The 21,016-nt window shown below is 68.9% G+C and carries 21 protein-coding genes and 1 tRNA gene; 5 read left to right on the top strand and 17 right to left on the bottom strand.

All coding sequences use genetic code 11. The features are described 5' to 3' along the window. The first annotated feature begins 11 nt into the window (after positions 1-11). Positions 12-1,343, top strand: coding sequence for an ABC1 kinase family protein (locus ACP7A3_RS02135; RefSeq protein WP_426254797.1), 1,332 nt, complete (start codon positions 12-14; stop codon positions 1,341-1,343). On the opposite strand, the gene ACP7A3_RS02130 is transcribed toward ACP7A3_RS02135, so the two are convergent. From ACP7A3_RS02130 to ACP7A3_RS02120, 3 genes are all read right to left on the bottom strand, one after another. Continuing rightward, positions 1,340-2,803, bottom strand: coding sequence for an MFS transporter (locus ACP7A3_RS02130; protein ID WP_426254796.1), 1,464 nt, complete (start codon positions 2,801-2,803; stop codon positions 1,340-1,342). The two genes, ACP7A3_RS02135 and ACP7A3_RS02130, sit on opposite strands and share 4 nt — an antisense overlap. Positions 2,804-3,090: 287 nt before the next feature. Then, on the bottom strand, positions 3,091-3,891 hold the full coding sequence (locus ACP7A3_RS02125) for a hypothetical protein (protein ID WP_426254795.1): 801 nt from the start codon (positions 3,889-3,891) through the stop codon (positions 3,091-3,093). A 97-nt stretch (positions 3,892-3,988) separates the two neighbouring features. After that, positions 3,989-5,332: a S8 family serine peptidase gene (locus ACP7A3_RS02120; RefSeq protein ID WP_426254794.1), complete on the bottom strand. Its 1,344-nt coding sequence runs from the start codon at positions 5,330-5,332 to the stop codon at positions 3,989-3,991. Positions 5,333-5,438: 106 nt separating this feature from the next. On the opposite strand from ACP7A3_RS02120, the gene ACP7A3_RS02115 reads away from it, so the two are divergent. Next, positions 5,439-5,897 carry an RNA polymerase sigma factor gene (locus ACP7A3_RS02115; RefSeq protein ID WP_426254793.1) on the top strand — a complete coding sequence of 153 codons (459 nt, stop codon included), beginning with the start codon at positions 5,439-5,441 and terminating at the stop codon, positions 5,895-5,897. Between the two features lie 3 nt (positions 5,898-5,900). Further along, positions 5,901-6,566: an anti-sigma factor family protein gene (locus ACP7A3_RS02110; protein WP_426254792.1), complete on the top strand. Its 666-nt coding sequence runs from the start codon at positions 5,901-5,903 to the stop codon at positions 6,564-6,566. On the opposite strand, the gene ACP7A3_RS02105 is transcribed toward ACP7A3_RS02110, so the two are convergent. The 13 genes from ACP7A3_RS02105 to ACP7A3_RS02045 all read right to left on the bottom strand — a co-directional run bounded on the left by ACP7A3_RS02105 (position 6,563) and on the right by ACP7A3_RS02045 (position 17,781). Then, positions 6,563-6,991: a DUF6628 family protein gene (locus ACP7A3_RS02105; RefSeq protein ID WP_017978635.1), complete on the bottom strand. Its 429-nt coding sequence runs from the start codon at positions 6,989-6,991 to the stop codon at positions 6,563-6,565. The two genes, ACP7A3_RS02110 and ACP7A3_RS02105, sit on opposite strands and share 4 nt — an antisense overlap. Before the next feature lie 68 nt (positions 6,992-7,059). Next, the gene (locus tag ACP7A3_RS02100; RefSeq protein WP_426254791.1) at positions 7,060-8,373 is read right to left on the bottom strand and encodes a bifunctional folylpolyglutamate synthase/dihydrofolate synthase; all 1,314 of its coding nucleotides are present in this window, start codon (positions 8,371-8,373) and stop codon (positions 7,060-7,062) included. A gap of 28 nt (positions 8,374-8,401) precedes the next feature. Then, a complete protein-coding gene (gene accD / locus ACP7A3_RS02095; RefSeq protein WP_017978637.1) occupies positions 8,402-9,256 on the bottom strand; it encodes an acetyl-CoA carboxylase, carboxyltransferase subunit beta in 855 nt (284 codons plus the stop codon). After that, positions 9,253-10,053 carry a tryptophan synthase subunit alpha gene (gene trpA, locus ACP7A3_RS02090; RefSeq protein WP_426254790.1) on the bottom strand — a complete coding sequence of 267 codons (801 nt, stop codon included), beginning with the start codon at positions 10,051-10,053 and terminating at the stop codon, positions 9,253-9,255. The genes accD and trpA overlap by 4 nt, the downstream gene beginning before the upstream one ends. Beyond that, positions 10,050-10,223, bottom strand: a complete 174-nt coding sequence (locus ACP7A3_RS02085) for a hypothetical protein (RefSeq protein ID WP_426254789.1) — start codon at positions 10,221-10,223, stop codon at positions 10,050-10,052. Before ACP7A3_RS02085 ends, trpA begins: the two co-directional genes overlap by 4 nt. Further along, a complete protein-coding gene (gene trpB / locus ACP7A3_RS02080) occupies positions 10,220-11,452 on the bottom strand; it encodes a tryptophan synthase subunit beta (RefSeq protein ID WP_426254788.1) in 1,233 nt (410 codons plus the stop codon). The genes ACP7A3_RS02085 and trpB overlap by 4 nt, the downstream gene beginning before the upstream one ends. Beyond that, positions 11,449-12,084, bottom strand: a complete 636-nt coding sequence (locus ACP7A3_RS02075; RefSeq protein ID WP_426254787.1) for a phosphoribosylanthranilate isomerase — start codon at positions 12,082-12,084, stop codon at positions 11,449-11,451. The genes trpB and ACP7A3_RS02075 overlap by 4 nt, the downstream gene beginning before the upstream one ends. A 185-nt stretch (positions 12,085-12,269) precedes the next feature. Beyond that, on the bottom strand, positions 12,270-12,941 hold the full coding sequence (gene pyrF / locus ACP7A3_RS02070; RefSeq protein WP_017978643.1) for an orotidine-5'-phosphate decarboxylase: 672 nt from the start codon (positions 12,939-12,941) through the stop codon (positions 12,270-12,272). Further along, on the bottom strand, positions 12,938-13,243 hold the full coding sequence (locus ACP7A3_RS02065; RefSeq protein WP_426254786.1) for a lipopolysaccharide assembly protein LapA domain-containing protein: 306 nt from the start codon (positions 13,241-13,243) through the stop codon (positions 12,938-12,940). Before ACP7A3_RS02065 ends, pyrF begins: the two co-directional genes overlap by 4 nt. Before the next feature lie 54 nt (positions 13,244-13,297). After that, positions 13,298-15,589, bottom strand: coding sequence for a patatin-like protein (locus tag ACP7A3_RS02060; protein ID WP_426254785.1), 2,292 nt, complete (start codon positions 15,587-15,589; stop codon positions 13,298-13,300). After that, the gene (locus tag ACP7A3_RS02055; RefSeq protein ID WP_426254784.1) at positions 15,589-16,299 is read right to left on the bottom strand and encodes an endonuclease/exonuclease/phosphatase family protein; all 711 of its coding nucleotides are present in this window, start codon (positions 16,297-16,299) and stop codon (positions 15,589-15,591) included. The genes ACP7A3_RS02060 and ACP7A3_RS02055 overlap by 1 nt, the downstream gene beginning before the upstream one ends. A gap of 40 nt (positions 16,300-16,339) precedes the next feature. After that, positions 16,340-16,415, bottom strand: a tRNA-Thr gene (locus ACP7A3_RS02050). A 49-nt stretch (positions 16,416-16,464) separates the two neighbouring features. Then, positions 16,465-17,781, bottom strand: a complete 1,317-nt coding sequence (locus ACP7A3_RS02045; RefSeq protein WP_426254783.1) for a replication-associated recombination protein A — start codon at positions 17,779-17,781, stop codon at positions 16,465-16,467. Positions 17,782-18,341: 560 nt separating this feature from the next. Here ACP7A3_RS02045 and ACP7A3_RS02040 point away from each other — a divergent pair. Both ACP7A3_RS02040 and ACP7A3_RS02035 read left to right on the top strand, forming a co-directional pair. After that, complete coding sequence (locus tag ACP7A3_RS02040) at positions 18,342-18,962, top strand: PadR family transcriptional regulator (RefSeq protein ID WP_426254956.1); 621 nt, start codon at positions 18,342-18,344, stop codon at positions 18,960-18,962. Next, positions 18,959-19,264 (top strand): DUF2218 domain-containing protein, encoded by a 306-nt coding sequence (locus tag ACP7A3_RS02035; RefSeq protein ID WP_426254782.1) that lies wholly within the window; start codon positions 18,959-18,961, stop codon positions 19,262-19,264. The genes ACP7A3_RS02040 and ACP7A3_RS02035 overlap by 4 nt, the downstream gene beginning before the upstream one ends. 510 nt (positions 19,265-19,774) lie before the next feature. Here ACP7A3_RS02035 and ACP7A3_RS02030 read toward each other — a convergent pair. Continuing rightward, positions 19,775-20,938, bottom strand: coding sequence for a glycosyltransferase family 4 protein (locus ACP7A3_RS02030; protein WP_426254955.1), 1,164 nt, complete (start codon positions 20,936-20,938; stop codon positions 19,775-19,777). Between the last annotated feature and the right edge of the window lie 78 nt (positions 20,939-21,016).

The following is a 21,016-nucleotide window of genomic DNA, read 5'->3' as shown; positions in this document are numbered from 1 at the left end:
GTTGTGCGGGCATGGATGACGATCGATTCGAGGCACGGCATCGCGCGGTGCCGACGGGCAGGCTTGCGCGGCTAGGCGGGTTCGGGCGGCTTGCCGGCGGTGTGGCGGGCGGCATGCTGGCCGAGGGCGCGCGGCGGCTGGCGCAGGGCGAGCGGCCACGGATGGGCGATCTGGTGCTGACCCCGGCGAATGCGGCGCGTGTCGCTGACCGGCTGTCGCACCTGCGCGGCGCGGCGATGAAGCTGGGGCAGATGATCTCGATGGATGCGGGTGACGTGCTGCCGCCCGAATTGTCGGCGATCCTCGCGCGGCTGCGCAACCAGGGCTATCGCATGCCGCCGCAGCAGCTCGACCAGGTGCTGGCGCGCGAATGGGGACGGGACTGGCGGCGCCGGTTTCGGCATTTCGAGGCCGCGCCGGTCGCGGCGGCCTCGATCGGCCAGGTGCATCGCGCGACCCTGCCCGATGGGCGGCGGCTGGCGATCAAGGTGCAATATCCGGGTGTTGCGGAGAGCATCGATTCCGACGTCGACAATGTCGCGACGTTGCTGCGCGTATCAGGGCTGCTGCCGCGCGGGCTGGATATCGCGCCGCTGCTCGACGAGGCGAAGCGGCAGTTGGCCGAGGAAGCTGATTATACGCGCGAAGGCGAGCAGATGCGCGCTTATGCCGCGCGGCTGGATGGGGACGCGCGCTATGTCGTGCCGACGCTGGAGCCGGACCTGACGACGCGAAACGTGTTGGCGATGAGCTTCGTCGAGGGGCAGGCGATCGAAACGCTGGAGGGTGCCTCGCAAGAGGCGCGCGACGCCGCGATGACCGCGCTGGTGACGTTGGTGTTGCGTGAATTGTTTGAGTTCGGCGCGATGCAGACCGATCCCAATTTCGCCAACTACCGCTGGCAGGCGGATAGCGGCGCGCTGGTGCTGCTCGATTTCGGGGCGACGCGCGCGGTGCCGGCGGAGACGGCGGATGCCTATCGTCGGTTGATCGAGGCGGGGCTGGCGCGCGACCGCGACATGATCCGCGAGGTGGCGGTGGAGACAGGCTTTATCGGGGTCGAGGCCGCGCGGGCGCACCGTGGGGCGGTCGACCGGATCATCGCGGCGATCGACGCTGCTCTCAACCGGCCCGGTGCGTTTGACTTCGGCGACCGCGCCTTCGTGCCGGTGGTGCGTGAGGAGGCGAAGGCAATGATCGCCGATCGCGACACCTGGCACGTACCGCATGTCGAAACGCTGTTCGTGCAACGCAAGGTCAGCGGCACGGCGCTGCTCGCCGCGCGGCTGAAGGCGCGGGTGGATGTGCGCGGGCTTGCCGCCGCAGCGATCGGGCGCGCCTAGCGGGCGGCGTGGCCACTCATCTCGGCACCGGCGTCGGCCGCGAACCGGCGGTTCCAGATGACCGCCGATGCGGAGATGGTGGCGACGACGACGAAGGCGAGCGAGAAGGTGAATAGCGTCGGCTGACGGGTGCCCTCGATGACCGTACCGATCTCCAGCACCGTCGCAGCGGTGCAGATGCCGAGCGACAGCGTCAGCTGTTGAAAGGTCGCGTAGAAGCTGGTTGCCGCGCTCATCTGCGCCTTGGCGGTGTCGGCATAGGCGATGGCGTTGTAGCCGGTGAACTGGAATGACGTGAAGAAGCCCGAAATGCCAAGCACCAGCACGATCGCGGCGGTCGACCAATCGGGGCGGAACAGCGCGCAGGTCGCATAGCCCAGGCTGCTGGCGATCCCCGAAACGATCAGGCTGCGGCGGAACCCCCAGCGACGCAGCACGCGCGGAGCGAGCGCCTTCATCGCCAGCGCGCCGATCGCGCCCGCCATCGTTATCGTACCGGTCTTCGCTGCGGTGAGGCCGAAGCCGAGCTGCAGCATCAGCGGCAGCAGGAACGGCTGCGCGCCCTGCGTGATGCGGGTCAGCGATCCGGCGATCACCGACAGGCGGAACGTGGGTACACGCATCAGCGCGGGGTCGAGGATCGGATCGGCCACGTGACGGGCATGGCGGAAATAGGCGACGCCCACGCCGAGGCCCGCGACCAGCAGGATCAGCGCGACCAACCCGGTGCCGGGGCGGCTCGCCAGCTCGAAGCCGAACAACAGGCAGCCGAGCGACACGCCCGACAGGATGAAACCGACCAGATCGAAACGGGCGCGCGCATCGCCGCGCACCTCCGGCACCAGCAGCAACGCACCGATGATCCCCATCACACCGAAGGGGATGTTGAGGTAGAAGATCCAGCGCCAGTCGAGCCAGGTGACGATGAAGCCGCCGATCGGTGGCCCCAGGATCGGCCCGGCGAGCGCGGGCATGACCAGCCAGGACAAGGCCTGGACCATGTCCTCCTTGGCGACGCTGCGCAGCAGGACGAGGCGGCCGACCGGCACCATCATCGCGCCGCCAATCCCCTGGACGAAGCGGGCGGCGACCAGCGTCGGCAGCGACCCGGCCTGCGCGCAGGCGATCGAACCGAGCAGGAAGACGACGATCGCCCAGCAGAAGATGCTGCGCGATCCGAAGCGGTCGGCCAGCGTGCCGCTTGCCGGGATGAACAGGGCGAGCGCCAGCAGATAGCTGGTGAGCGCGAGACTGAGGCTGGTGGCGGGCGTGCCGAGATCGCGGGCCATGGTGGGCAAGGCGACGGTCAGCACGGTCCCGTCGAGTTGCTGCATGAACAGCGCGGAGGCGACGACCAGCGCGATGACGCGATAGCTGCGGGTGGAAGCGGGCGGTCGGGCCGCGCCGCTGGTGACGGCTTCGACCGCGGGCGCCAGGCCATCGCCGACATCGGCGCTCATCGAAGCGAGGTTACGTCGTCTCCACCGCATGTCGTTCGTTCATGCTCCTTCGCCGGGCGCGGCGGCATGCGCCGACCCGCTTCGATCGTGATCCTCACCTGGTTCGATGGCGGTGTCCCGTCCGGCGTTCGGCTCGGTGAGAGCCATGCCGGGTCGTTCATGGAACGGCCGTTTGCGGAGCACCTAACCCCATCCGCCTCGAAACACACGGCGAAAACGCCGCAACGGAAAAGGGGCACCGCCGTTGCCGGCGATGCCCCCTTCCTGTCGCTACGACCTGCCGCGGGTCAGTTGATGCTCAGGCTACCGCTGCCCGACGCGCTGCCGCTGGCCGAGGCCGAGCGGTTGCCCGCGCTCGCGGAGCCGCTGCCATTCGCCGAGCCCGAACCGGCAAGCGATCCGCGCGTGCCGTTGGCCGCGCCGTTAGCGGCGCCTCCGGCGGCGAGGGCGCCTTCGTTCACCCGGTTGCGGGTCGCATTGGCCGCCGTCGTGGTGCGGTCGCGGGCGGTCGCCGCGGTGGCGGCGGCGCGATCGCGCACCGCGCCCGCGGTCGAGGTCGCCCGGTTGCGGGCTGCCGTCGCGGTGGTCGTGGCGCGGTCACGCGCGGCACCGGCCGTTGCCGCCGCGCCGTCGCGGGCGCCGCGTACGGTGCTGGCGACCTGATCGGTGCCGACCAGCTGGGCGTCGACGCCGCCGTTCGCGCTGCCGCTGGCCGAGCCGCTCTGGCTCAGCGCGCCGTTGAGCGCGCCGCCCCGTGGGCCGGTCGCGCCGAGGGCGCCGTCGGTGCTGCGGCTGACGCTACCGGCGAGGCCGCCATCGGCGCTGGCGCGGCCCGAGCGGGTGTCGATCGAGCGGCTGCCGTGCGCCCGTGCCACACCGTTGACGGTGTTCGACACGCGGCCGCTGGTCTGCCCGACGGTCGAGCCGAGCTGGCCGGCGCCGTTCAGCGTGCCCGACACGGCGCCGCCGAGGTTGCCGGCACCGCCCAGCATGCCGCCGACGCCGCCACCGCCCAGCAGCTGCGCCGAAGCGGGGGCCGTCATCAGCATGGTCGTCGCGATCAGGGCGAAACGGATCGTGGGGGTCATGAGAAATCTCCTTTCGTCCGAGCCGGCGTGGGGGACTGCCCGGCTTCCGAAAAGGACAACGATGGACCTTTTCGGTTTAATCCCGGCATCGCGAAAATTATTTCAGGCCGACCGCCTTCGGGGGCGTGCGGCACGTGTCGCAGACGATCCCGCGGCCGATGCGGCCGCTACCGGGCTTGGCCTCTGCGGCAAGGGCGGCGGGCGTTCCAACGCGGGCGAGTGTCGCGGCGACGAGGGGGGCGGCGAAGCTGGTGCCGCGCAGCACCTCCCACCCGCCGCCGGGCACTGCCCCGACCATGTCCGCGCCGGGTGCCGCGTAATCGAGATGGAGCGGCTTGCCCGCCTCCATCAACGCCTTGCCCTTGGCATCGACGCCGGTGACGGCGATCACATCGGGGTAGGACGCGGGATATTGCGGCGGGGCGGCAGGGCCGTCGTTGCCGACTGCAGCGACGACACGGATGCCCTTGGCGGTCAGCGCGCGAATTCCCGCCGCGAGTAGCGGGTTGGGCGGGCCGACCAGGCTGATGTTGACCACCTTCGCCCCATTCTGGGCGAGCCAGGCCATGGCGCGGACGATGGCGACGGCCGAGCCGTTGCTTGCCGATCCGCCATAGACGTCGGCGACGAGTAATCCGGCTCCGGGCATCGCGCCATGGAAGGCGCCGCTGCGGCCCACCATCAACGACGCGACGGCGGTGCCATGGCCGCTTGGCTTGGCCTCCCCCGCAAAGCCGCGCTGCTCGATGGCGATGCCCGCGAAGGCGGGATGGCGGCCGACCCCGCCATCAATCAGGCCCATGCGCAACGGGGCGCTGCCGCTTGCCGCACCGCCGTCGCCCGCCAGCGCGCCGGCCATCGCCGCCAGTGGCGCGTGCGCGGGTTCGTAGATCGCGTCGAGCGCGTAGGTGCCACCCGGATCGAGCGCGCGCAGCGCCTCGATTGCCTTGCGCACCGGCTTGCCGCGCGGAGGTGCGAGTACGGAGGTGCTGACATCGAGACCGTCGATCGTCTCGACGCGGGTTAGCGTAAAGCCCGCGGCCTTCGCCTTTTCGAGCGTGTCGGGAGACAGGGCCAGCGCGAGGATCACGTCGCGCTGCACGGGATTGCCGTCATCATCCACGTCCAGCGTCGCGCGGTTTTCGCGGACTAGCGCGCGCAGGCGTTCCTTGCGCAGCGCCAGCAGGTCGCGGGGGCTGAGCACACGCAACGCGCCGTCGGCCATCAGCAGCGGCCCGCCGAGACCGGACGCGACGCCCTGCGACAGCGCGTCGGACGCCTGCTGGCGTGATCCGAGCATGCTGCCCGCGGCACGCTGCACGGTGTTGGTCACCCCGCCGAGCGGCGTCCCCAATCCGCCTGCCGGCAGGCCACCGCCCAGCAGCTGCGCCGCAGCCGGGCTGGCCAGACCGATCGTCAGCATCAGCGCCCATCGCTTCATCTTTGTCTTCCTTTTTTGGCTCGCTCCATGGATGAAACGACCGCCGGGTGACGTTTCATCCGCATGGACGAAGGACTGGGCCACTTTGGACGAAGTCGAGCGACGTTTGGCAAGTCTGTTGCCGCGGCTGAGGCGTTTTGCCCATGGCCTGGCGCGCAGCGGCCCCGATGCCGACGATCTCGTGCAGGCGGCGGCGGAACGCATGCTGAAGGCGCGCGATCAGTGGCAGCCGGGCACGCATTTCGAAGCCTGGGCCTATCGCGTGGTCCGCAATCTGTGGATCGATACGGCGCGATCCCGCCAGCGCCGCGAGGCGGTGCATGCGCCCGAGGAACAGGGGATGCAGGTCGGCGTGGCGGGCGATGCCGAGGCGCGGGTCGAACTGTCCTATCTGATGCGGGCGCTGGACCGCCTGCCGGACGAGCAGCGCGAGGCGGTGGTGCTGGTGATGATCGAGGGCAAGAGCTACGCCGAAGCGGCGGAGGTGCTCGAGGTGCCGATGGGCACGCTGACCAGCCGGCTGGTGCGCGGGCGGCAGTCATTGATGGCGGCGGTGGAGGCTTGAGCGATGGGTGCTGATCCGGTGGACGAAGCGGCGATCATCGCCTGGGTCGACGGCGAACTGACCGGGGCGGAGGCGGTACGGGTCGAGGCTGCGGTGGCGAACGATGCCGACTGGCGTGCGCTCGCCGACCGGCACCGTCGGATGAAGGCGCGCTTTGCCGCAGCCTTCGATCCCTTGGCGCGGCCGCCGGCAGAAGTGGTTTCGCTCGCCGACGTGCGGGCGCGGCGGGCGGCGAAAGCGGCGCCGGTGCGCAGTCACGGCTGGCGGCGCTGGGCGGCGGGTGGCGCCATCGCGGCGAGCCTGGTGGTCGGTCTGTTCGTCCTGCAGGATCGGGGCGGGTCGCCCGGTGGCGACGTGCCGGCGCCGGTGGCCGTCGCGCTCAACGATCAATTGTCGGGCGATGCGGGGCCGGTGCGGGTCGCTTTGTCGTTCCGCGACAGGAACGGGCAATATTGCCGCAGCTTCACGGGGGAAACGCTGTCCGGGGTCGCCTGCCGCGCAGGCACGAACTGGCAGATGCGCTACACCGCGCCCGGATCGGCGCCCGCCACCGATTATCGCATGGCGGGGACCGACGGCGCCCGGGCGACGGCGATCATGGGGATGATCGCCGGTGAGCCGCTCGACCGCGCGCAGGAAGACGCCGCGCGGCGGGCGAACTGGCGCTAGACGCAGATTGGCCGACCGTCGTCGGCCCATGCCGCACTGACCGCGGCGAGGCTCGCTAGCACCGGATCGACGCGGCGCACGCCGAGCAGATCGCTCATCAACAGCCGGGCGGTGTCGGGCGCGGTTTCGATGCGCGCGATCACGGTCAGCAAGGCGCGCTCGGCGGCGGTCATGCGCGCGCAGCAGCATGGCGCGATCGCGATCGTATCCGCAGCGGTCGAGGCCAGATCCGTCATCAGCGCGCGCATCAGTACGAGCGGGCGGCGAAAGCCCTCACCGAACATCGTGAACAGCGCATGCGTGGCGCGCGCGTCATGCAGCCCATGCGCGCCCATGCGGCGCAGCGCGAACAGCGCGATGCGCGCATTGGGGCAGGCGGGTAGCGCATGTGGCAATGCAGCGACGGTCGTGGTGATTTCGGACATGCGGCGACTCCTTCGTTCGCCGCCGACAGTCTTAAATCAGCTATTGCAAGTCAATCGCAATTAATCAGTCAGTCGGGCGCCTCGTCGTTGCGGGCGAGCGCCTCACCGGCGAGGTAGAGCGAACCGGCAATCAGCACGACGTGCGGCGGCTCGGACGCCAAGCTCTCCAGCGCCGTTTCCAGGCTGTCGGCGGAGGTGGCGGCGACGCCGAGCCGCTGGCCCACCGCGGCGAGGTCTGCTGGCGCATGGCAGGCGTGATTCGGCACGGGTACCGCAACGACACGTGACACCATCGGCGCGAGCAGCCGCAGCACACCCTCCGCATCCTTGTTCGACAGCATGCCGAGAACGAGCGTGACGGGGCGGCCATCGGCGATCCGGCCCAGGCTCTGGGCGACCGGGCGGGCTGCGGAAGGATTATGCGCGCCGTCGAGCCACAAATCGCTGCCGTCGGGAAGGCGGGCGTGGAGCGGGCCGTGGCCGAGCCGCTGCATACGCGCTGGCCATCGCGCCCATTCCGCGGCCGCGCGCATTGCGGCTTCGGGGACGTTGATCGCGCCCTGATGCCGCAGCATGGCGAAGGCGAGCGCGAGGTTGCGCGTCTGGTGCGCGCCGACGAGGCGCGGGCGCGTGCTGACGAGGGTGAAGCCGGTGTCGCGGTAGCGGACGGAGTTGCGGCTGGTGTCGCTCCACCACGCCGCATTGCGGGCGATGACGGGTGCCCCCGCCGCGTCCGCTACCGCGGCGATGCGGGCGGTGCAGGCGGCGGAATAGTTCATCGTGACGAGCGGCACGCCGGCCTTGGCGATTCCCGCCTTCTCACCGGCGATGTCGACCAGGCGGTTGCCGAGGAATGCCTCGTGGTCCATCCCGAGCGCTGCAATGCCGGTGACGGCTGGGCGGCGGATAACGTTGGTCGCATCGAGCCGACCGCCCAGGCCGACCTCAACGATCGTCGCGGCGGCAGGCGTGCGGGCGAAGGCGAGGAAGGCGGCGGCGGTCGTGATCTCGAAGAAACTGGCCCCGATCCCGTCCGCATGATCGAGCACTTCGGCCAGCAACGCGGCGAGCGATGCGTCGTCGATCAGCTTGCCCGCGATCCGGATGCGTTCGTTGAACCGCACCAGATGCGGGCTGGAGAAGACGTGGACGTCATGCCCCGCCGCCTCGATCGCGGCGCGGAGAAAGGCGCAGGTGGAGCCTTTGCCATTGGTGCCGGCGACGTGAAACACCGGCGGCAACGCGTCCTGCGGGTTGCCGAGCCGATCGAGCAATCGCGTGATCCGCTCCAGACCCAGCACGTCGGCCCCGGGCGACAATGCCCAGAGCCGGTCGAGCTGTGCCTGCACGGCGGGATCGGTCGAGATGGCGTGATCCGGCACGGTGGCGCCCCGCTGCGGCTGGTCGGCGTCAGGCGGCGCGGGCGGCCGTCAGATAGCCGATCACCGTCGCGAGCTGGTCGCGCAGATCCTTCCGGTGAACGACCATGTCGAGCATGCCGTGATCCAGCAGATATTCGGCGCGCTGGAAACCTTCGGGCAGCTTTTCGCGGATCGTATTCTCGATCACGCGCTGACCGGCGAAACCGATGAGTGCATTGGGTTCCGAAATCTGCACGTCGCCCAGCATCGCGTAGCTGGCGGTGACGCCGCCCGTCGTCGGATCGGTCAGCACGACGATATAGGGCAGGCCGGCGTCGTGCAGCATCTGGATCGCCACGGTGCTACGCGGCATCTGCATGAGGCTGAGGATGCCTTCCTGCATGCGCGCGCCGCCGGCAGCGGTGAAGATGACGTACGGGGCCTTGTCGGCGATCGCCGCTTCGACGCCGCGGACGAAGGCTTCGCCGACTGCGAGACCCATCGATCCGCCCATGAAGCCGAAGTCCTGTACGCCCATCACGACGCGATTGCCCAGAATCGTGCCGCGCGCGTTGATGAGCGCGTCCTGCTCCTGCGCGGACGTGCGTGCCGCTTTCAGGCGATCGGTGTAGCGCTTCGAATCGCGGAACTTGAGCGGATCTTCCGGCACGCGCGGTGCAGGCAGTTCGCTGCAGCTGCCTTCGTCCAGAATCTGCTTGAACCGCTCCTTCGGCCCGATGCGCTCATGGTGATCGCACTTCGGGCAAACGTAGAGGTTTTCCTCCAGCTCGCGGGTGAAAATCATCTGCCCGCAGCCCTTGCACTTGTGCCAGAGGTTTTCCTCCGACGTTTCGCGCTTGGTGCCGAAGGGCAGGGCGTTGCGGACGCTGGTGATCCAGCTCATGAATTTACCTTTCGCGCAGAGGCCAGTGCCTCGCTCAGCGATTGAACATAGGTGCGGACGGCGTCGGGCGCATCGGCGCCGTGCTGCGCCACGATCTCGACGATCGCGGAGCCGACGACGACGCCGTCGGCCACGGCGCCGATCGCCGCGGCCTGCGCAGGCGTGCGGACGCCGAAGCCGACCGCGATCGGCAGGTCGGTCGACGCCTTCAGGCGCGCGACGGCCTGGTCGATCGAGCCTTGTGCCGCCTGTTGCAGCCCGGTGATGCCGGCGACGGAGACATAATAGAGGAAGCCGCTGGCGCCATCGAGCACCTGCGGCAGACGTGCGGCGTCGGTGGTTGGCGTCGCGAGGCGGATCGGGTCGATGCCCTTGGCGCGCAGTGCCGGCCCGAGCGCATCGTCTTCCTCGGGCGGAATATCGACGCAGATGACGCCATCGACGCCGGCCTGTGCCGCAGCCTCGGCGAACCAGTCGGCGCCGCGGCGGAGCATCGGGTTGGCATAGCCCATCAGCACCAGCGGCACATCGGGATGGCGCGCGCGGAAGGCGGCGGCGATCGAGAGGATGTCGGCGGTGCGCGTGCCCGCGGCCAGGCTGCGGATGTTGGCGGCCTGGATCGCGGGGCCGTCCGCCATCGGATCGGTGAAGGGCATGCCCAGTTCGATCACGTCCGCGCCGCCCGCGACGAGCGCGTCGAGGATTGCGCCGGTGGCGTCAGGCGTGGGATCGCCGGCGGTGACGAAGGTCACGAGCGCGGGATGGCCCTTGGCGAGGGCGTCTGACAGGCGGCTCACGGACGCTTTCCTCCCTGTACCAGCCGCGAGGCGCCGATGCCGAGGCCGATGGCCAGCGCAGACACCAGACGCGTGTTGCGATCATAGCCGCGCAGGACGAGGCTCGCGAAACCCGCTACGGCCGCCGCCACGACGATGCTGGTCAGCCCCTGTCGCCAGTCGAGGGTCATATAGCCACCCCCAGCGCGTTAGCGACGGTGAAGATGTCCTTGTCGCCGCGGCCGCACAGGTTCGCGAGGATGATCTGGTCGCTGCGCATCGTCTTCGCGCGCTTCGCAACGGCGGCGATCGCGTGGGCGGGTTCGAGTGCGGGAATGATGCCCTCGGTCCGGCAGAGCAGCTGGAAGGCGTCGAGCGCCTCGACGTCGGTGGCATTCGTATATTCGACGCGGCCGATGTCGCGCAGCCACGCGTGTTCGGGACCGATGCCGGGATAGTCGAGGCCCGCCGAGATCGAATGGCCCTCGGCGATCTGGCCGTCTTCGTCCTGCAACAGATAGGTCTTGTTGCCGTGGAGCACGCCGGGGAAACCGCCCGCTAGGCTGGCGGCATGCTCGCTGCCCTCCAGGCCATGGCCCGCCGCCTCGACGCCGAGCATGCCGACATCGGGATCGTCGAGGAACGGGTGGAACAGGCCGATCGCGTTCGACCCGCCGCCGATCGCGGCGACGAGCAGGTCGGGGAGCTTGCCCGTGCGCTCGAGCAGCTGCGCGCGCGCTTCACGGCCGATGATGCTCTGGAAGTCGCGCACCAGCTCCGGGTAGGGGTGCGGGCCGGCGGCGGTGCCGATGATGTAAAAGGTGTCGTGGACGTTCGCGACCCAGTCGCGCAGGCCTTCGTTCATCGCGTCCGACAGCGTCTGCGCGCCGCTGGTGACGGGGCGGACTTCGGCGCCGAGCAGCTTCATGCGGAAGACGTTGGGCTGCTGCCGCTCGACGTCCTTGGCGCCCATGTAGATGACGCAGGGCAGACCGAAGCGGGCACAGACTGCCGCGGTGGCGACGCCATGCTGGCCTGCGCCGGTTTCGGCGATGATCCGCGTCTTGCCCATGCGGATCGCGAGCAGGATCTGGCCGATGCAATTGTTGATCTTGTGCGCGCCGGTGTGGTTCAGCTCGTCGCGCTTGAACCAGACCTGCGCGCCCATGCCCGGCTCGGTACCCTCCCGCAGCGCTTCGCTGAGGCGTTCGGCATGATACATCGGGCTGGGGCGGCCGACGTAATGCGTCATCAGATCGTCGAACTGCGCGGCGAAGGCCGGGTCCGCCTTGGCGGCGCGATATTCACGCTCCAGGTCGAGGATCAGCGGCATCAGCGTTTCGGCGACGTAGCGGCCGCCGAACTGCCCGAAGTGACCGCGATCGTCGGGCTGCGCGCGGAAGGAGTTGGGGGCGTTCATAGCTGCGCCGCTTTAAGGAAGGCTGCGATCTTGTCCACATCCTTGACCCCCGGCGCGCTTTCGACGCCGGAGGATACGTCGACCAGCGGCGCGCCGGTGCGGCGGATCGCCTCGGCCACGTTGGCGGGATCGAGACCGCCCGAAAGCGCCCAGGGCAAGGGGTGACGGACGCCGTCGAGCAGGCTCCAGTCGAAGCGCAGGCCCATGCCGCCTGGCAGCGCGGCACCGTCCGGAGTCTTGGCGTCGTAGAGGATGCGGTCGGCGGCGCCGGCGAAGTCGAGCGCGGCGTCGAGGTCTGCGCGGGTCTTCACCGCGACCGCTGCCCAGGTCTCGCGACCGAAGCGGGCGCGGATCGCGGCGACGCGGGCGGGGGCGGTCTTGTGAAGTTGGAGCGCGTTGAGCCGGCCGGCGTTGATCGCGGCGTCGAGCAGTGCGTCGTCGGGGTCGACGAACACGCCGACGCGGGACACGGTGGAGGGGACCTGTCCGGCGAGGCCAGCTGCACGGTCGAAGGCGAGGTCGCGTGGCGAGGGTGCGAAGAAGACGAAGCCGACGTGGCTCGCACCGCCTGCGAGGGCGGCGCCCAACGTGTCGGGGGTCGTCAGGCCGCAGATTTTGGTCAGGACGGGCATTGGCCCGCTATACCGCGGTAAGCGCGGGGAGGAAGGGGCCGGCTCGGATATCACTCCTCCCTCGCGTCATTGCGAGCGCAGCGAAGCAATCCAGAGCGGGACCAGGACGCCCTGGATTGCTTCGCTGCGCTCGCAATGACGGGGCTGGCTTGCCGTAGCGGCGCTACGATCTGCCCCGCGCGCCGCTACAGCGTCGCGCCGATCGCGCGGGCCGCGGCGTCGGGGTCTTCGGCCTGGGTAATGGGGCGGCCAATGACGAGGATCGAGGCGCCGGCATCAAGCGCGGCGCGGGGGGTGACGACGCGCTTCTGGTCGCCGGCGCTGCCATTGGCGGGACGGACGCCGGGGACGACGAAGAAGCCCTTGGGCCAGGCCGTCTTGGCCGCGCGCACCTCTTCGCCCGAACAGACGATGCCGTCGATGCCGGCTTCGTGTGCGAGATCGGTGAGGCGCAGCACCTGATCGTGCGCGTTACCGGTGATGCCGGTGGCGGTGAGATCGTCGGCGTCGAGGCTGGTCAGCATCGTGACCGCGACCACCTTCGTGTTGAGCGGGGCGGCGGCCTTCGCATCCTCCAGCATCGCGCGGCCGCCGCTGGCGTGGACGGTCAGGATTGCCGGTTCGAGCGGCCCCAGCGCCTGGATTGCCTTGGCGACGGTGTTGGGAATGTCGTGCAATTTCAGGTCGAGGAAGATCGGCAGGCCAAGCTTGGCCATCTCGTGGACGCCGTGCTGCCCATGAGCGCAGAAGAATTCGAGGCCGAGCTTGATGCCACCGACATGGGTGCGGGTGCGGGTAGCGATCGCCTTGGCGCGGGCGAGGTCGGGCGTGTCGATCGCGACGTAGATCGGGCTCATGCGACAGGCTCTTCGGCGATGGTCGGCGTCGCGACGGGCGTCGCGACCGGCAGGGCGCGAGCGTCGGCGAGCATGCGCTCGTAGGTCGTCAGGCGCTGGCGCAGCCGCCAGCGGACCGTGCCGAGATACAGGTAGGTCGGCATGAAGCCGATCAGGAACGTCACCAGCAGCAGCAGCGGCAGGTTCACGTCGGCGATCAGGCCGCTCCACAGATTGATCTGGACCCGCGTCCAATTGCCATAGGTGAACAGCGCCGCGACGAACGCGAGCAGGAACCAGAACAGGATCTTGAGGAACTGCATGCAACACTCCTGAGGTGCGCCGGAGGGTAGCCGCAGAGGCGGAGGAAGGCCAGCCTATCCGATTTCGACACGCAGGCTGGCGAACAAGGCGGGGATGGCGGTGAGGCGCGGTTCCTCTTCGTCAAGGATCGCGCGGAAGGCGGCACGCTTGATCGCGGCGACGCGGCCGGCCTTCATCCGGACGGTGGCGGGCAGCGTGGAGACGCAGATGTCGATCATCCGCTCGGCGCCGTGCAGGCGGCCCCACAGATAGTCGTTTTCGCGATAGGCGCGGCTGAAAAAGGCGCCGAAGCTGTTGAACTGAATGCCCTTCAACGTCGCCTCCGCGCCGCCGGAGCGGATCGCGACGGCATCGTCGGGGGCGATGCGATCGACCTTGATCGGATCGAATTCGTCGAGCCCCTCGCCCTGAAGCAGCGGCAGCGTCGCGGTGTCGAAATAGGGGAAGCCCAAATAGGTGAGCAGCAGTGAGCGGCGGGTGGTCTTGTCGACCGTCGCCAGTGCCTCGGCCAGTCGTTCGTCGGTGGCGGCATCGAGCGCGGTCAGGTCGAGCGCCTGTGCGAGTGCATCGAGCAGCGGCGCGGCATCCTGCCCGCGCATCTGCCGGACCAGCATGCCCAGGTGCAGGTGGTCGTCGGCACGCTGGCGATCGAGATAGGTCGCCAGCGAGGCATAGATCGCCTCGCGCATCGCAGCTGTGCCGCTGGCATCCTCCGCTTCGCCATCGATCTCGCCGAGCCGCCGCGCCATCAGCCGCAAGCGCCGGATGCGGAAGCCGATGTCGAAGGTGCGCAGGAAATCGATCGTCGCGGCGCTTTCCTTGCCGGAGAAGCTGGGCGCCGCGCCGCCGAAGCCGCGTTCGGCGATGGCCGCTTCGATCGCGGAGCGGATCCCCTGCCAGCGCTGTTGCCCCAATTCGCCGCCGACGCGGTAGAGCAGCGCGGTGATCGTCGCGACGACGTCGCTAAGCTTCAGATGGCCATAAGCGGCGTAGCTGTAGCCGGCGCGCGTGGCGGCGGCGGTTTGCGCGCGGCGGCGCCAGGCGACGAGGCGCGCGGGCGTCGGTCGGTCGAGGAACAGCGTATGGCCGAACAGGGCTTCGATCTCTTCGTCCACCGCCGGGCGCAAGGCGGTGACGATGCCACGCATCCGATCGATCCGTTGAGAGCGGGCGGCGATGGCGTCGAGATTGTCGCGGATCGGCTGCTGGCGGGGCAGGTCGCTCAGCGCCCCGAGGATGGTCTGGAAGAAGCCGGGCGCCTCGCCGGGCGTGCCGAGGCGGATCTTGATGCCGGGCGAGGGATCTATGTAGACGAAGCGGCGGTCGATTTCGCGGCGGGCGGGGCGTTCCTTCAGCGCGTCGATCGCGGGGCGGAAGGGCGCGTTGGCGAGGACCGACCCGTCGATCAGCACGGCCTTTTCGACCTGCCGCGCGGCATATTGGCGCGGCAGCGAGCGGCGCAGGAAGTCCTCGCGACCGGGCCATGCCACGTCGCGCTCGGCGAGCACGCCGTCCAGCTCGCCGACGGTGAAGGGCGGGAAGGCGCCGGGGAAGCTGGACGTCGCACGTGCGGCGAAGGCGAGTTCGGGGATGGCGCCGATCGTGCCGGTGGCGCCGTGATCCGAAAAGCCCAGCACAATGCGATGTTCGGTTTCGAGCACCTCGGGCGGCGAGTTGAGCTTCAACCGTTCGGGGTGGCCCGTGAAGTCGGTGCAGGTGACGAACAGGTCGAGCGGCTGGCTGTCGGGCAGCAGGCGCGGGCCGGCTTCGCTGCGCGCCATGGCATCGAAGGCGTCGAGCAGCAGGCCGGTGAAGGTGGCGCCGCCGAACGGTGGTTCGAACCAGCGCGAGCGGACGAAATGCGACAGCTTGGTGCGCACCTCATCGCGTGTGGCGTCATCGAGTGCGGCGACCGAGTCGGCGCTGCGGCCGGCGGCGACCCAGGCGAGCGGCAGCGCCCACATCTTCGAAAAGCGACTGGCTGGCGCGGCCTCGGGATCGATCAGCGCCTCGACGTCCGCCGAGGTGAGCCAAAGGTCGGTCAGCGGTTCCAGGCTCTGGCCGGTCGTGATCGCCTGCGCGAGGAAGATGCCGTTGATGCCGCCCGCCGACGCGCCGGCGATGATGTCCGCAAGGACGCGGAAACGGATGCCGGCGAGCGCTTCCATCTCCTCGATCAGTGCGCGATAAACGCCCTGCGTGCCGTCGGCTGGCGGTTCGCCGGCGTGGGCGGCGCGGCTGGCGCGGACCATGCGCCACACCTCTTTGGTGATGCCGTGCATGTAGACCGCGAGGCTGATGCCGCCGTAGCAGACGAGCGCGAGGCGGAGCTCCTTTTCGCGCATCAGGGTGCCACGGCCAGCGTTGCCCAGATGGGCAGATGGTCCGACGTCTTGCGCGCGGCGGCGCTGGCGTGGACGCCGCAGTCGGTGACGGTCAGGTCGCGCGACACCATGATCCGGTCGAGCCGCCCCACCGGGCGGCGTGAATGGAAGCTGGGGCCGGTCGCCGCCATGCGATAATCGCGGCCGAAGTCGCGCAGGCACCCGGCGGCGGCGGTCCATTCGTTAAGGTCGCCCATCAGCACGGTTGGGCGCCGCTCGCTGCATCCGTCGACATGCGCGCAGATCGCAGCGGCCTGCCGCCGGCGCCACAGGCCGGACAGGTCGAGGTGCATGCCGACGACGCGGAACACGCCGGCCGCCGTGGCAATGTCGGCCATCACTGCGCCACGGGGTTCGAGCGCGGGCAGATGGATGGGGGTGTGGTGGACGATCTCTGCGCTCTTGCGGACGAAGATGACGTTGCCGTGCCAGCCCATCGACAGCGCGCGCATGCCGAAGGGCACGGGCTTCCAGTCGCTGTGTTCGTCGAGCAGGTGAAGCGGCAGCACCGATTCGCGGGTGCCGAAGCGGCGGTCGGCCTCTTGCAGGGCGATGACGTCGGCATCTACCTCGCGCAGCACTTCCAGCACGCGTTCGGGGTTGCGCCGGCGGTCGAGGCCGATCCCTTTGTGGATATTGTAGCTGGCAACCTTCAGGGGACGAGAAACCATTGCGGAGGCGTAACGCCGCCGCGCGCATTTGGTGCCGTTATGGTGCCGAGTGCAGGGATCGAACCCGCGACCTTCGGTTTACAAAACCGCTGCTCTACCAGCTGAGCTAACCCGGCGCGGCACGCCCCATGCGACAGGCGCGCGCCATAGTCCAGAGGGCGTGCGTCACCGCCGCTTCGCACGCAGGCCGTTCCAGTGCGCGAGGCGTTCCTGCAGGCGCGCTTCGAAGCCGCGGCCGGTGGGTTCGTAGAAGGTCTGCGGCGGCAGCTCATCGGGCCAGTAGTTGGCACCCGAAAAGCCGTCCTCGGCATCATGGTCGTAGGCGTAGTTCGCACCGTATCCGATCTGCTTCATCAGCTTGGTGGGCGCGTTGAGGATATTGGCGGGGGGCATCAGGCTGCCGGTTTCCTTCGCGCTGCGCCACGCCGCCTTTTGTGCCTTGTAGGCGGCGTTCGATTTGGGGGCGGTGGCGAGGTAGAGGCACGCCTGCGCGATGGCGAGTTCGCCTTCGGGGCTGCCGAGGAAGTCGTAGGTGTCCTTCGCCGCGATGCACTGGACCAGCGCCTGCGGGTCGGCGAGGCCGATATCTTCAACCGCGGCGCGGGTGAGGCGCCTGAGGACGTAAAGCGGTTCCTCGCCCGCGGTCAGCATGCGGGCGAGATAATAGAGCGCCGCCTGGGGATCGGAGCCGCGGATCGATTTGTGGAGCGCGCTGATGAGGTTGTAATGACCCTCGCGATCCTTGTCGTAGACCGGCACGCGGCGCTGGAGGAAGGCGGAGAGGCCGGCCGGATCAAGCGGTTCGGGCAGGTCGACCGAGAACAGGGTTTCGGCCTGGTTGAGCAGGAAGCGGCCGTCGCCATCGGCCTGCGCGATCATCGCGGCGCGGGCATCGGGCGTGAGGGGGAGCGGGCGATCCTCCAGCTGCTCGGCGCGAGTCAGGAGCTTGCCGAGCGCTTCGGCCCCGAGGCGGTGGAGGATCAGCACCTGCGCGCGGCTGAGCACGGCGGCGTTGAGTTCGAACGAGGGGTTTTCGGTGGTCGCGCCGACGAGCGTCACCGTGCCGTCCTCGACGTACGGCAGGAAGCCATCCTGCTGCGCGCGGTTGAAGCGGTGGATTTCGTCCACGAACAGAAGCGTGCGCTTGCCGAGCCGGGCGTGGTCGCGTGCTTCGGCGAACGCCTTCTTGAGGTCGGCGACGCCGGAGAAGACCGCGGAGATGGCGAGGAAGCGCAGGCCCACCGCGTCGGCGAGCAGGCGGGCGATCGTCGTCTTGCCGGTGCCGGGCGGGCCCCAGAGGATCATCGAGGAGAGGCGCCCGGCGGCGACCATGCGACCGATCGCGCCTTCAGGGCCGGTGAGGTGCTCCTGCCCGACGACATCGGCGAGCGTCTGCGGGCGCAGGCGGTCGGCGAGCGGGGCGTCTGGGGCCGCTGGGGTGGGGGTCGGCTCCGGTTCCAGGCCGGTGAGCAGGTCTGCCATGACGGTCAGATAAGGCGTGGGGGGTGGGGCGTCACCCCCGTCGTGATCGGGGGGGCGGTCCGCCGTTTTGCGCGGCATGGATAACATGAACACCTTACGCGAAACGATTGAGGCCGATCGTTTCGGTTCTGGTAGCACCGGATGACGACGGACGAGCGCGCGGGGCATGGCGTGGGCGTAGCATGGCGTGCGGTGTAGGGCAGCATCCGTAGGTTTTGTTTCTGTGGTCAAGGCGTTGCGCTATTTGCGATCCAACGAGCACCGGGACCGACTAAACTCCGACGCAGGTGTAAGTCCTCGCCCGCCAGGGGGAGGTGGCGCCGCCGAAGGCGGTGACGGAGGGGGCGGACAGGAACGTCCCTAATAACGAGGCGCTACCCTTACCTCCCCCTCCGTCATGCCTGCGGCATGCCACCTCCCCCTGGCGGGGAAGACTTCGGGCCTTCGCGAATGTCGATCTGCCCGAACCGCCGCCGTCGACCAAAATATATCTTGATCGGGCTTGTACTCTGCGCACTGTGATATATCTTGACTGCATCGAGATACAAAAAGGACGCATGATGTTTGGTCATGGACATGAACATCGCCATGGGGGTGGATATCGGCACGCACGCGATCACGGTTTCGGGCCGCGCGGGGGCTGGGAGCAGTGGGGCGAGAAGCTCGACCAGCGTTTTGCCGAGGTGTTCGGCGAAGGGCGCGGCGGCGGCGGGCGGAGTCGCCGGATGTTCGATGGCAGCGAATTGCGGCTGGTGCTGCTGAAGCTGATCGCCGATGAACCGCGCCACGGCTATGAGTTGATCAAGGCGGTCGAGGAACTGACCGGGGGCGCCTATGCGCCGTCGCCGGGGATGGTCTATCCCGCGCTGACGATGCTCGCCGACATGGAGTCGATCGCGGAGCAGGCGTCGGAGACGACGCGCAAGCGCTATGCGATCACCGAGGCGGGTGCCGCGCACCTCGCCGAGAATGCGGAGCTGGTCGCGGCGCTGATCGCGCGGCTGACCGACGTCGGCGAGCATCGCGCGCGGGCCGATCGGGCGCCGATCCGGCGGGCGATGCGCAACCTGCGCACGGTGCTGCAGAACCGGCTGGAGGCGGGCGATCTGTCCGAAGAGGCGGGGCATGACGTGGCCGAGCTGATCGACGAGGTCGTGCGCAAGATCGAGCGGCTGAAGTGAGCGGCGCGCCCCACATCTCCGTCGTCCGCGTGCCGACGCATTCGGCGAGCCGCTATCTCCAGCAACTGGCCAAGCATTGGAGCCACAAGATGACGGTGGCCTTCACCCAGGAAGAGGGGACGATCACCTTTCCCAACGGATCGGTGCTGGCGATGCAGGCCGACAGCGAGAGCCTGGATCTGGTGCTGACCGTGCCTGCGGGCGAGGATACGGGCCGGATGCGCGAGGTGGTGGCAAGCCACCTCGACCGGTTCGCGTTTCGCGAGGCGCCGCTGACGTTCGATTGGCGGGAGGGGGAGTGACGCGTTCGGTTCGTCATTCGCGCGAAGGGGGAGCGTTCGCGCGAAGACGCGGCGTAGAAAGAAGATCGGGTGACGCCGAGGCGCGGCGAGGAAGAGGGATCGTCGCTGTCTTCGATCGAAAGGCCGGCAGGAATCCTCTAATCCCACCGTCCGTCATTCCCGCGGAGGCGGGAATCCATAACCTCTGACGTTTCGCTTCCATCGCAGACGTTAGCGTGTCTGGATTCCCGCCTTCGCGGGAATGACCTGTTTGGGTTTTGGGCGCGGGCTGTGAGCGACTGCGCTGGTAGGGCCTTTGTGGAGGTTTGATCGCTACCCGCACGCGATCCGTCACCCCGGACTTGTTCCGGGGTCCACCGGGCCTCAGGGGCAGCGATGGAGCTTGTAGCCGTTCCCCTCGCCGCGGAGTGGACCCCGGACCAAGTCCGGGGTGACGATCGCTTGGGGTGGGCGGCGTGGCCTTTACCGAAGGCTTATCGTCGCGGGCGTGGCGCAATCCGAGACGATGGCTCAGTGGCTCGGAATGGCGTGCGATCCGTCGTGCAGTTCCAGGTACGTGTCGAGCACCGCCTGGTTCGCCGTGTCCCAGCGGTATCGCGCAGCCTTGGCGTGGCCGGCTTCGCCCATGCTGGCCTTCAGTGCGGGGTCGGCGACGATGCGTTCGATGGCATCGGCATAGCCCGCAATGTCCTTCGGATCGACGAGGAAGCCGGTGACGCCGTCCTCGACCAGATCGACCGCGCCCGTCGCGCGGGCGGCGACGACGGGGACGCCGGCGGCCATGGCTTCGGTGGTGACGTTGCCGAAGGTTTCGGTGATCGAGGGGTTGAAGAAGACGTCCATCGACGCGACCGCACGGCCAAGGTCGTCGCCCGACTGGAAGCCGGCGAAGATTGCGTGCGGGGCCTGGGCGGCGAACCAGTCTTCCGCCGGGCCCTTGCCGACGACGAGCACCTTGTGCGGCACGCCGCGTCGGGTGAGCTCTTTCACCACCTCGGCAAAGACGTCGAGGCCCTTTTCCTTCACCAGTCGGCCGAGGAAGCCGATCGCGACCTCACGATCGGCGATGCCGAGGCTGCGGCGCCAGGCGCAATCGCGGCGGTCCGGCGTGAAGCGGTCATGGTCGATGCCGCGCGACCAGATGGTGATCGGCGTGGTGACGCCCCATTCGCGAAGCGCTTCGCCCATGCTCGGGCTGGGCGGCATGACGCGATCGACGCGGTTGTAGAAGCGCGTCATGATTGCCTTGATCATCGGTTCGATGAAGCCGATCCGATAATAGCGGAAATAGGTTTCGAAGCGCGTGTGGAACGAGGCGACCGAGGGAACGCCGTGGCGGCGTGCCCAGGTGACCGCACCGTGATTGAGGAATTCGGGCGCAGAGACGTGGACGATGTTGGGCGCGAACGCCTCCAGATCCTCACGCGTCGCCTTGGGCAGATAGCGGCCCAGGCGATATTCGGCACGGCCGCCGGGCATCGGGATCGCCGGCACCGACACGAGGTCGCCGGTGGGCGGGAAGGCGGGCGGATCGATCGTCGGTGAATAGATGCGGACCTGCACGCCGCGGTCGAGCAAGTGGCGCACGAGCAGGTTCAGCGCCTGGTTGGCGCCGTCGCGGGTGTAATTGTAATTGCCGCTGAAGAGCGCGACACGAAGGTCCGACGGGTGCATGATGGCGCCGGCCATAGCGTTGCGATTGCGGCGTGACTATGTCGCTTGGGCGTGGTCGTCGCGCCTTCACACCGTCAC

This window comes from Sphingomonas sp. DC5200-1 (genome assembly GCF_049897245.1).
Taxonomy (GTDB): domain Bacteria; phylum Pseudomonadota; class Alphaproteobacteria; order Sphingomonadales; family Sphingomonadaceae; genus Sphingomonas; species Sphingomonas aquatilis.
This window is presented reverse-complemented; position numbering and strand designations above follow the sequence as displayed.

Excerpts from the sequence above, each read along its gene's own strand:
- ACP7A3_RS02135 (WP_426254797.1), top strand. The coding sequence starts at position 12 with ATGGATGACGATCGATTCGAGGCACGGCATCGCGCGGTGCCGACGGGC.
- ACP7A3_RS02130 (WP_426254796.1), bottom strand. The coding sequence starts at position 2,803 with ATGAGCGCCGATGTCGGCGATGGCCTGGCGCCCGCGGTCGAAGCCGTC.
- ACP7A3_RS02125 (WP_426254795.1), bottom strand. The coding sequence starts at position 3,891 with ATGACCCCCACGATCCGTTTCGCCCTGATCGCGACGACCATGCTGATG.
- ACP7A3_RS02120 (WP_426254794.1), bottom strand. The coding sequence starts at position 5,332 with ATGAAGCGATGGGCGCTGATGCTGACGATCGGTCTGGCCAGCCCGGCT.
- ACP7A3_RS02110 (WP_426254792.1), top strand. The coding sequence starts at position 5,901 with ATGGGTGCTGATCCGGTGGACGAAGCGGCGATCATCGCCTGGGTCGAC.
- ACP7A3_RS02105 (WP_017978635.1), bottom strand. The coding sequence starts at position 6,991 with ATGTCCGAAATCACCACGACCGTCGCTGCATTGCCACATGCGCTACCC.
- accD (WP_017978637.1), bottom strand. The coding sequence starts at position 9,256 with ATGAGCTGGATCACCAGCGTCCGCAACGCCCTGCCCTTCGGCACCAAG.
- ACP7A3_RS02085 (WP_426254789.1), bottom strand. The coding sequence starts at position 10,223 with ATGACCCTCGACTGGCGACAGGGGCTGACCAGCATCGTCGTGGCGGCG.
- trpB (WP_426254788.1), bottom strand. The coding sequence starts at position 11,452 with ATGAACGCCCCCAACTCCTTCCGCGCGCAGCCCGACGATCGCGGTCAC.
- ACP7A3_RS02075 (WP_426254787.1), bottom strand. The coding sequence starts at position 12,084 with ATGCCCGTCCTGACCAAAATCTGCGGCCTGACGACCCCCGACACGTTG.
- pyrF (WP_017978643.1), bottom strand. The coding sequence starts at position 12,941 with ATGAGCCCGATCTACGTCGCGATCGACACGCCCGACCTCGCCCGCGCC.
- ACP7A3_RS02065 (WP_426254786.1), bottom strand. The coding sequence starts at position 13,243 with ATGCAGTTCCTCAAGATCCTGTTCTGGTTCCTGCTCGCGTTCGTCGCG.
- ACP7A3_RS02060 (WP_426254785.1), bottom strand. The coding sequence starts at position 15,589 with ATGCGCGAAAAGGAGCTCCGCCTCGCGCTCGTCTGCTACGGCGGCATC.
- ACP7A3_RS02055 (WP_426254784.1), bottom strand. The coding sequence starts at position 16,299 with ATGGTTTCTCGTCCCCTGAAGGTTGCCAGCTACAATATCCACAAAGGG.
- ACP7A3_RS02045 (WP_426254783.1), bottom strand. The coding sequence starts at position 17,781 with ATGGCAGACCTGCTCACCGGCCTGGAACCGGAGCCGACCCCCACCCCA.
- ACP7A3_RS02040 (WP_426254956.1), top strand. The coding sequence starts at position 18,342 with ATGTTTGGTCATGGACATGAACATCGCCATGGGGGTGGATATCGGCAC.
- ACP7A3_RS02030 (WP_426254955.1), bottom strand. The coding sequence starts at position 20,938 with ATGCACCCGTCGGACCTTCGTGTCGCGCTCTTCAGCGGCAATTACAAT.